The 9,338-nt window shown below is 73.2% G+C and carries 6 protein-coding genes and 1 pseudogene; 4 read left to right on the forward strand and 3 right to left on the reverse strand.

The annotated features are described in order from the left end of the window. The first annotated feature begins 409 nt into the window (after positions 1 to 409). Positions 410 to 859 (forward strand): PTS sugar transporter subunit IIA, encoded by a 450-nt coding sequence (locus ACSNOG_RS30265; RefSeq protein ID WP_436755899.1) that lies wholly within the window; start codon positions 410 to 412, stop codon positions 857 to 859. 86 nt (positions 860 to 945) lie between these two features. After that, positions 946 to 2,616 (forward strand): phosphoenolpyruvate--protein phosphotransferase, encoded by a 1,671-nt coding sequence (ptsP, locus tag ACSNOG_RS30270; RefSeq protein ID WP_190024664.1) that lies wholly within the window; start codon positions 946 to 948, stop codon positions 2,614 to 2,616. 128 nt (positions 2,617 to 2,744) lie between these two features. On the opposite strand, the gene ACSNOG_RS30275 is transcribed toward ptsP, so the two are convergent. Then, positions 2,745 to 3,554: a hypothetical protein gene (locus ACSNOG_RS30275; protein ID WP_436755900.1), complete on the reverse strand. Its 810-nt coding sequence runs from the start codon at positions 3,552 to 3,554 to the stop codon at positions 2,745 to 2,747. 223 nt (positions 3,555 to 3,777) lie between these two features. After that, entirely contained in the window at positions 3,778 to 5,049 is a 1,272-nt protein-coding gene (locus ACSNOG_RS30280) for an MFS transporter (RefSeq protein ID WP_436755901.1), read from the reverse strand. 49 nt (positions 5,050 to 5,098) lie between these two features. On the opposite strand from ACSNOG_RS30280, the gene ACSNOG_RS30285 reads away from it, so the two are divergent. Then, positions 5,099 to 6,421 (forward strand): aminotransferase class I/II-fold pyridoxal phosphate-dependent enzyme, encoded by a 1,323-nt coding sequence (locus ACSNOG_RS30285; RefSeq protein ID WP_436755902.1) that lies wholly within the window; start codon positions 5,099 to 5,101, stop codon positions 6,419 to 6,421. Positions 6,422 to 6,530: 109 nt separating this feature from the next. Here the strand turns inward: ACSNOG_RS30285 and ACSNOG_RS30290 are convergent, their stop codons facing one another. Beyond that, on the reverse strand, positions 6,531 to 8,546 hold the full coding sequence (locus ACSNOG_RS30290) for an acetoacetate--CoA ligase (RefSeq protein ID WP_436755903.1): 2,016 nt from the start codon (positions 8,544 to 8,546) through the stop codon (positions 6,531 to 6,533). A 291-nt stretch (positions 8,547 to 8,837) separates the two neighbouring features. Here ACSNOG_RS30290 and ACSNOG_RS30295 point away from each other — a divergent pair. Then, positions 8,838 to 9,338 (forward strand): annotated as a pseudogene (locus ACSNOG_RS30295) (glycosyl hydrolase); the annotation flags it as partial.

Here is a 9,338-nt window from a genome sequence, read left to right on the forward strand (position 1 = left end):
TGTTGAGTTCTCAAGGAACGGACGCTTCCTTTGTACTCACCCTCTCGGGCTTTCCTCCGGGCGCTTCCCTTCGTTGTGCTTCCACTCTATCAGGAGTTTTTCCGCTCCCCCGCCACTCTGTTTTCCGCAGTCACAAAGACATACGGACACAGCAGTAGCCCTGGAAAGGATCACTTCTGGTAGGTGCCACCCTCGCCTTGCCGGCAGTTGACTGCGGGCCTCGGTCTTGGGCAGGGACCCGACAGTACATGCCCTCATGACGCGAGGCAAATCGATTACGCACCGCACACGCCAAGGGCCCGATCACTCGTGCGGAACCCTCAGTTCCTATGACTTAGGCTTCCGACCAGTGCGCCGTCCAGGACAGGTAGTGACGGCGCGTGACGAATCTCCACCTGGGAGGCTTCCCATGACCACCGTGTCGTCCCCGATCGCCGGACGCGCCATCGGACTCGCGGCAGTGCCCGATCCGGTCTTCTCCGGCGCGATGGTGGGACCCGGTACCGCCGTCGACCCCGTTCGTGAGCCCCACGCCGCGGTCTCCCCCGTCGACGGCGTCATCGTCTCGCTGCACCCGCACGCGTTCGTCGTCGTCGACGCCGAGGGCCACGGTGTGCTGACGCACCTCGGCATCGACACCGTCCAGCTCAACGGCGAGGGCTTCGAGCTGCTCGTCAACAAGGGTGACACCGTGACGCGCGGCCAGGACGTCGTGCGCTGGAACCCGGTCGCCGTCGAGGCCGCCGGCAAGTCGCCGGTCTGCCCGATCGTCGCGCTCGAGGCCACCGCCGACTCGCTCGGCGAGGTCCGTGAGGACGGCGACGTCAAGGCCGGCGACCAGCTCTTCAGCTGGCAGTAGCCGATACCGCTCCCTAAGAAGGGGAGCGGCACGTACGACATCCACCGCGGCGGCCCGAGCCGCCGCATCAACCGGAGACGGGTGAAATGGAGACAACGCTGCGAGGCGTCGGCGTGAGCCACGGTGTGGCGATCGGCGAGGTCCGGCACATGGGCACGGCGGTTCTGGAGCCGCCGGCCAAGCAGATTCCGACGGACGAGGCGCCGCGTGAGCAGGGCCGTGCGCGCCAGGCCGTGGAAGCTGTGGCCGCCGACCTCATCGCGCGCGGCAACCTGGCCGGCGGCGAGGCCCAGCACGTGCTGGAGGCCCAGGCCATGATGGCCCAGGACCCCGAGCTGATGGCCGACGTCGAACGGCGCATCACCGTCGGCAGCACCGCGGAGCGCGCGGTGTACGACGCTTTCGCCGCCTATCGCGCGCTGCTCGCCAACGCCGGCGAGTACCTGGCCGGCCGGGTGGCCGACCTGGACGACGTGCGCAACCGCATCGTCGCGCGCCTGCTGGGCGTGCCGATGCCGGGCGTGCCGGACAGCGACGAGCCTTACGTGCTCATCGCCCGGGACCTCGCTCCCGCCGACACCGCCCTGCTGGACCCGACCCTGGTGCTGGGCTTCGTGACCGAGGAGGGCGGGCCGACCAGCCACAGCGCCATCCTGGCGCGTGCGCTCGGCGTGCCGGCCGTCGTGGCGCTGCCGGGTGCGGGTGAGCTTGCCGAGGGCACGGTGGTGGCCGTGGACGGCAGCACGGGCGACATCTTCGTCGACCCGAGCCCGGAGAAGCGCGCCGAGCTGATCAAGACGGCCGAGGAGCGCAAGGCGGCGCTGTCGGCGTCGTCCGGTCCGGGTGCGACGTCGGACGGGCACAAGGTGCCGCTGCTGGCGAACGTCGGTGGTCCGGCGGACGTGCCGGCGGCCGTCGAGGCGGGCGCCGAGGGCGTCGGCCTGTTCCGCACCGAGTTCCTGTTCCTGGACGACAGCAAGAAGGCGCCGTCCGAGGCCAAGCAGGTCGAGGCGTACCGCAAGGTGCTGGAGGCGTTCCCCGAGGGCCGTGTGGTCGTGCGGGTGCTGGACGCGGGCGCGGACAAGCCGCTGGACTTCCTGACGCCGGCCGACGAGCCCAACCCGGCGCTGGGCGTGCGGGGTCTGCGCACCCTGCTCGACCACCCGGAGGTGCTGCGCACGCAGCTGACGGCGCTGGCCAAGGCCGCCGAGGGGCTGCCGGTCTACCTCGAGGTCATGGCGCCGATGGTGGCCGACCGCACGGACGCGAAGGCGTTCGCCGACGCGTGCCGCGAGGCCGGGCTGCAGGCGAAGTTCGGTGCGATGGTGGAGATCCCCTCCGCCGCGCTGCGGGCCCGCTCGATCCTGCAGGAGGTCGAGTTCCTGTCGCTGGGCACCAACGACCTGGCGCAGTACACCTTCGCCGCCGACCGTCAGGTCGGTGCGGTGTCCCGGCTGCAGGACCCGTGGCAGCCGGCGCTGCTCGACCTGGTCGCCGCTTCCGCCGAGGCCGCCAAGGCCGAGGGCAAGAGCTGCGGCGTGTGCGGTGAGGCGGCGTCGGACCCGCTGCTGGCCTGTGTGCTGACCGGTCTGGGCGTGACGAGCCTGTCCATGGGCGCGGCGTCGATTCCGTACGTCCGCGCGACGCTGGCCAAGCACACGCTGGCCCAGTGCGAGCGGGCTGCTGCCGCGGCCCGTGCGACGGACTCCGCCGAGGAGGCCCGTCTGGCCGCGCAGGCGGTGCTGTCCGGCGAGTGAGCCGGTGCCGTCACCGTCGCGCGATGCCGCGGTGAGGTGATGGAGAGGTGAAGGGTGTCCCGCCGGGTGGTGGGGCACCCTTCTTCGTTTCTCCGGCCGCCGGGCCTTCCGGCCCTCAGCGCCCTCCTCTAGTCCTCCAAGGGCAGCCCCGCGCGGTAGTCGACGTCGGGCTCGGGCGGTACGGGTTCGCCGGTGCGGGCGTCGGTGCAGTAGGCGGCGAAGACCTCCGCCTCCGTCAGCGGGTGGAGCCTGCCGCCGTCCTTGAGGGTCCAGCCGCGGACGGTGTCGCGCTCGTCGGGCCGCATGCTGCGCAGGACCACTCCGCCCGGCCGTTCCGTGGCGATGCCTGCCGCGAGGACCGTGCAGAAGATGAGTGCGGCCGCCTCGCCGAGGTGGAGCAGGCCGTCGTCGCGGCTCTGCGTGCGCAGCACGGCGACGAGCGGAGTCTGTCCTTCGGCGGGGATGCTGCAGACGAGGTGGTGGGTACCGGGGCCGACCGCCTTGATGATCCGCCGCAGCAGGGCGGTGGCCCTGGCGAAGGCGGCGCGGCCGATGTCCTCGCCGCAGGAGTCGCAGTCGCCCCGGGCGAGCAGGGCCGAGGCGTACTCCCAGGTCGCCTGTTGTTCCGCCTCGGCGACGAGCCGCGGCAGCAGGCGGGTGAGGGGCTCTCCCTCGTAGGCGACCTTGGTGCCGGCGGCTGCGACCTCCGCCGTGTAGCGCGTGCGGCTGGCAGGGGTGTCGGGGTCGAGGCGGGATTCGGTGCAGAACGCCTCGTAGCCGACGGGGTCGAAGAGGGCGACGCTCGTGTGCGTGCCGCGGGCGGTCAGGGCGCGCAGCAGGCCCTCCACCTGCTGCAGGTAGGTGGCGTGGTCGTCGAAGGTGAAGCTCTTGTAGCCCTGCATGGCCGCGAAGTCGTCCGGCGCGGCCAGGACGGCCACGGTGCTGGGGGCTTCGCGGCGCAGCAGGCGTCGTGCGCTCAGCCGGCGCGGCCCACTGAGCGGTCTCCTCCTGCTGTCCTGCTGCTCGGTGTGCGGGCGCTTCCCACCCGCCGTTCGCTTCCTGCCCGCCGTTCGTTTCCGGCCGGCCGGCCGCTCCCCGCCCGTCGGCCGTCCTCCGCCGTGATGTGCGTGCGCCATCTTCTCTCCCCCTCAGCGCGTGTGATCAATGCTCACTCACCGTAACGGGAGGCACTGACAACGCGGTCCGGCCGTCGTCGCGGGTGACCCTGCGCTGGGCGAGGCAGATGAGCGCGAGTCCGGCGCCGAAGCCGAGCCAGCCGAGGGGGCCGGCCGCGATGGTGCCGGTCACGGCCACGGGGCCGATGCTGCGCTGGACCGCCGTGGCGAGGCCGTGGACGCCGAGGTAGGCGCCCTGGGCGCTGGGCGGTGCGAGGGCGACGGACAGTTCCCAGGAGACGGTGGCGTGGAGCATCTCGGCGACGGTGAAGGCGATGGCGGCCAGGACCAGGGCGGTGACGGCGACCCAGCGGGTGCCGGTGGCCGATGCGGCGAGGGCCGCTCCGCCGGCGAGGAAGGCCGCGGCCAGGGGGTACAGCGTGGTGCGCGCCTTCTCGGAGGTGGTGCCGAAGCGGGCGAAGGGGACCTGGAAGCAGACCACGAGCACGTTGTTGAGGACGAGGAGGAGGGGGACGAGGCCGTGCGGGGCGGGTGTGGCCGTGACGGCCCAGAGCGCGAGGCCGACCTTGAAGACGGAGTCGTCGAGGCAGAGGAAGGCTTCGCTTGCGGTGTAGGCGAGGTAGCGGCGGTCGCGCCAGGGGTTGGTGACGCGGGCGGCCCGGGCTCGCGCGGCCTCGCCGCTCGCTTCGGCACCGGCCGCCGGGCCGCCCACCGTCACCACGCGCGAGGCGGACGGCGGTTCGCCGCAGCGCAGGGTCAGCAGGGCGACGGCGATGAAGGACAGGGCGTCGCCGGCGAGCAGCCAGCGGTAGACGGCGGTGGTGCCGGCGGCGAGTGCTGCGGCCGCTGCGAGGCCGCCCACGGCCCAGCCCACGTTGGAGACGGTGCGGTTGACGGCCTGGTAGTGGCTGCGGTCGGGGCCGGCGATGCGGGTCGCGTAGAGCTTGGTGAGGACGGAGGAGGCGCGGTCGCCGAGGCTGCCCGCCGCGGTGAAGACGAGCAGGAGCCGCAGGTCCGTGGTGGTGAGGAGGGCGAGCGAGGCGAGGGCACGCAGGGCCTGGACGGCGGCGAGCAGGGTCCGCAGGGGGAGGCGGTCGGCGAGAAGGCCGCCGAGGGGCGGTCCGGCGATGCCGATGGCGCCGGAGACGCCGAGCAGCAGGCCGATCTGCGCCGTGCCGAGCCCGGCGACGTAGGTGAAGTACAGAACGGCCGTGGCGCCCCAGAGGCCGGAGCCCGTCCTGTCGACGAAGGTGACGGCGAGCATGCGGCGGCCGTCCGGTCCCCCCGGTATGCGCATGTGGTGATCCCCCTTGACCAAGCTATTGTATTGATACATACTCAGTTCTGTGGTGACACAATATGAGATCACTGGCACGAACGCCAAGGGGATCGCCGCGTCCATCGAGCGCGGCGTGGCCGACGGCGCGCTCGCGCCCGGCAGTTCGCTCCCTCCGGTGCGCGCGCTCGCCGAGCGCCTCGGCGTGAGCCCGGGGACGGTCGCCACCACGTACAAGGAACTGCGCCGCCGGGGCATCGTCGTCACCCGCGGGCGCGGCGGCACCGTGGTCGCCGAGGCCCCCGCCGTCGCCTCCCGGCGCCCGCCGAAGGTGCCCGAAGGGCTGCGCGACCTGGCCGGCGGCCACCCGGATCCGGCCTTCCTGCCCCATCTGGTGGCGCCCGCGCAAGGGCTCCCGGGCGCGCGCTCGCACCGGGCGGCACCGCGGCTGGCCCGGCTGGAGGAGCTCACCCGCGCCTGGTACGAGCGCGACGGCGTCCCCTGCGCGCACGTGACCTTCGCGCACAGCGCGCTCGACTGCGTGGCGCGGCTGCTGTCCACCGAGCTGCGGCCCGGTGACGCGGTGGCGATGGAGGACCCCGGCTACCACCACCTGCTGGATCTCGTACCGGCACTTGGCCTGCGTGTCGTCCCGGTGGCGGTGGACGACGAGGGCATGCGGCCCGAGGAGCTGCGGGCCGCGGTGCGCGGCGGCGTACGGGCCGTCATCTGCAGCCCGCGGGCGCAGAACCCGTACGGCGGGTGCTTCTCCGCCGCCCGGCGCGACGCGCTGGCCGCGGTGCTGGTGGAGGCTCCGGACGTGCTGGTCGTCGAGAACGACTACACCGCGGAGGTCTGCGGCGCCCCTCTGCACAGCCTGACCGCCGGGGGCCGGCTCGCTCGCTGGGCGCAGGTCCGCACGGTCACCAAGCACTTGGGCCCGGACCTGCGGTGGGCCGCGCTGGCGTGCGACGCGACGACGCTGGCGCGGCACGACGGGCGGCTGCTGCTGACTTCCGGCTGGGTCAGCCACGTGCTGCAGGAGGCCGTGGCCGGGCTGCTGGCCGACCCCGCGGCCCGCGCGCTCGTGGACGAGGCCCGCGCCGCTTACGCCGAGCGGCGCGAGGTGCTCATCGGGGAGCTCGCCCGGCGGGGCATCGCCGCGCACGGGCGTGGGGGGCTGAACGTGTGGGTGCCCGTACGGGATGAGGCTGCCGTCGTCAACGGGCTGCGGTCGTGCGGGTGGTGGGTGGCCGCGGGGGCGCGGTTCCGTATCGGGACGGCGCCCGGGGTGCGGATCACCACGGCGGATCTGCGGCCGGGCGAGGCGGTGCGCCTTGCCGCGGACTTTGCTTCGGTGCTGGGGGAGGCTCAGGCGACGTATGGCGGGTAGGGCGGTCTTTCTCCCCTGCCCGCCCCTTCCCGTAACTGGGGGCTGCGCCCCAGACCCCCGTAGCGCGCTGAACGCGCTCGTCCTCAAACGCCGGACGGGCTGGATCCGTCTAGCGCTTGCGGCCCAGGTCCTCGTAGAACTTCAGCAGGTTCGCGTTGTCCACCGAGCCCGGGTTCACGGCCTTCTCCAAAGGTGTGCCCTGGAGGAGGCGTTTGACCGGGACCTCGATGCGCTTGCCGGTGAGGGTGTGGGGGACGGCGGGGACCTCGATGACCTCGTCGGGGACGTGGCGGGGCGAGAGGTTCTCGCGGATGGTGCGCTTGATGCGGTCCAGCAGGGCGTCGTCCAGCCGTGCGCCCGGCGCGAGGTGGACGAAGAGGGGCATCCAGTAGCCGCCGTCGGGCTGTTCGACGCCGATGACGAGGGATTCGCGGATCTCGGGGAGCCGTTCGACGACTTCGTAGATGTCGGCGGAGCCCATGCGGACGCCCTGCCGGTTGAGGGTGGAGTCGGAGCGGCCGTGGATGACGACGCTGCCGCGCGGGGTGAGGGTGATCCAGTCGCCGTGCCGCCAGACGCCGGGGAACATCTCGAAGTAGCTCTCGCGGTAGCGGGTGCCCTCGGGGTCGTTCCAGAAGCGGATGGGCATCGAGGGCATGGGGTTGGTGACGACGAGCTCGCCGACCTCGTCGACGAGGCTCTTGCCGTGCGGGTCCCAGGCCTGCAGGTCGGTGCCGAGGCAGGGGGCCTGGAGTTCGCCGATGTGGACCGGCAGGGTGGGCACGGCGCCCGCGAAGCAGCTGCAGACGTCCGTGCCGCCGCTCACCGAGGCGATCCACATGTCGCGCACGCCCTCTTCGTGGAACTCGTCGTGCAGCCAGCGGAATCCGTCCGGCGGGAGCGGTGAGCCCGTCGTGGCCACGCACTTCACGCGCGAGAGGTCGAAGTCCCGGCCGGGGTGGACCTCCGCCTTGCGGCAGGCCATGACGTAGGCGGCCGAGGTGCCGTAGAGGGTCGCGCCGGTGCGTTCGGCGACGCGCCACTGGGCGGCGGTGTCGGGATAGCCGGGGCTGCCGTCGTAGAGGACGACGGTGGAGCCCACCAGGAGGCCGGAGACGAGGAAGTTCCACATCATCCAGCCGGTGGAGGTGTACCAGAAGAAGCGGTCGCCGGGGCCGAGGTCGCAGTGCAGGGCGAGCTGCTTGAGGTGTTCGAGGAGGATGCCGCCCTGGGACTGGACGATGGCCTTGGGCAGGCCGGTGGTGCCGGAGGAGTACAGCACCCACAGCGGGTGGTCGAAGGGGACCTGTTCGAAGACGGGTTCCACGTCGTCGGCCACCAGTGCGTCCCACTCCAGGGCGCCCTCGGGGGCCGGGGTGCCCAGCAGGGGGATGTGGACGACGGCGCGCAGGGTGGGCAGGCCGGCGCGCAGTTCGGCGACGGTCCCGGCGCGGTCGTGCTCCTTGCCGCCGTAGCGGTAGCCGTCGACGGTGAAGAGGACGACGGGTTCGACCTGCTGGAAGCGGTCGAGGACGCTGCGGGCTCCGAAGTCGGGTGCGCAGGAGGTCCACACGGCGCCGACGGCCGCGGTGGCGAGGAGGGCGACGACGGCCTGCGGGACGTTGGGCAGGTAGCCGGAGACGCGGTCGCCGGGGCGCACTCCCAGGCGGCGCAGCGCCTCGGCGAGCGAGCCGACCCGGCGGCGCAGATCGCTCCAGGTGACGGGGGTCGGCTCGTGGGTCTCGTCGACGTGGAGGAGGGCGGGGTCGCCGGCGCGCTCGGGGTCCTCGGCGGCGCGCAGCGCGTGCTCGGCGTAGTTGAGGGTGGCACCGGGGAACCAGGTGGCGCCGGGCATCGAGCGGTCGGCGAGGACGCGCTCGTAGGGGTGGGAGAAGCGGACGCCGGACCATTCGGCGAAGGCCTGCCAGAAGGTGTCGAGCTCGTCGACGGACCAGCGGTGCAGGGCGGCGTAGCTCGCGGCGGGGTCACCGGGGACGGCGGCCGGGGCACCGTGGCGCTCCGCCGCCCACGCCTGGAAGCGGGTGACCTGGGCGCGTGCGACGCGGTCGGCGCCGGGGACCCACAGGGGCTCCGGCGTTTCGGCGGGCTGCGGTGCGGTGGTCATCTGGCGGCTCCCGGCTTCTGCGCGTCGTGGGCAATCGCGTGGTGCTCGTGCGCCGCGCGCACGGGCGGGGTGGGCGCGCGGCACGGCTGACCAGGACGATGCCATGTGATCGACTCCCGCACCAGAGCCGACGGCAGAGTGCGGTGCGCATCGCATCGGCGGTGCGGGGGGCCGTGCCCCGCCCGCCTCACGCGCGCCGGGTGCCCCGGCACCCCGCCCTTGTCCCTGCGGGGGGTGAACGGCATCTGAACTCCGGGCGCCGACGATCGTGCGGGTGGCAGTCTGAGCAGCATGGATGCGCGTGATCTGCTGCGGTTAGTGACGACGGTCCGTACGGCCCGGGGGGTGCGCTCCCTGCGGTCGGCGCTGCGGCGGCGGAGTGCGGACAGGGCGGGGCTGCCGCGGCCGGGCGCGGAGCGGGCGCGGGTGCCGGGTGCGGTGCGGGGCGCCGAGCCGATGCCGGGCGGCGGGGTGGTGCACTTCGCGCGGTCGTCGCTGCGCGTGCGGGTGGCGGCGGGCGGGGCGGTGTTCTGCGGCTGGGACGGGGCCGGTCCGGAGCCCTCGTACGCCCTGCAGGGGGCGGGGCCCGAGGCGGACGAGCGGGCGGTGCTGGAGCCGGACACCGACGGCGGCTGGCGGGTGGTGTCGGAGCGCGTGCTGGTGGTGGTGGGCCGGCACGGGACGGTGGAGGTGCGCACGCCCGGGGGCGTGCTGCTGCGGCGTGATCTGCCGCCGCGCTGGTGGGAGCCGGCGGACGCGGAGGGGCGTGAGGGGCCTGTCTCTTATACACAA

This window comes from Streptomyces sp. URMC 124, assembly GCF_051386455.1.
GTDB lineage: Bacteria > Actinomycetota > Actinomycetes > Streptomycetales > Streptomycetaceae > Streptomyces.

What these genes read in the sequence shown, in the direction of transcription:
- ACSNOG_RS30265 (WP_436755899.1), top strand. Translation starts at nt 410, where the DNA reads ATGACCACCGTGTCGTCCCCGATCGCCGGACGCGCCATCGGACTCGCG.
- ptsP (WP_190024664.1), top strand. Translation starts at nt 946, where the DNA reads ATGGAGACAACGCTGCGAGGCGTCGGCGTGAGCCACGGTGTGGCGATC.
- ACSNOG_RS30280 (WP_436755901.1), bottom strand. Translation starts at nt 5,049, where the DNA reads ATGCGCATACCGGGGGGACCGGACGGCCGCCGCATGCTCGCCGTCACC.
- ACSNOG_RS30290 (WP_436755903.1), bottom strand. Translation starts at nt 8,546, where the DNA reads ATGACCACCGCACCGCAGCCCGCCGAAACGCCGGAGCCCCTGTGGGTC.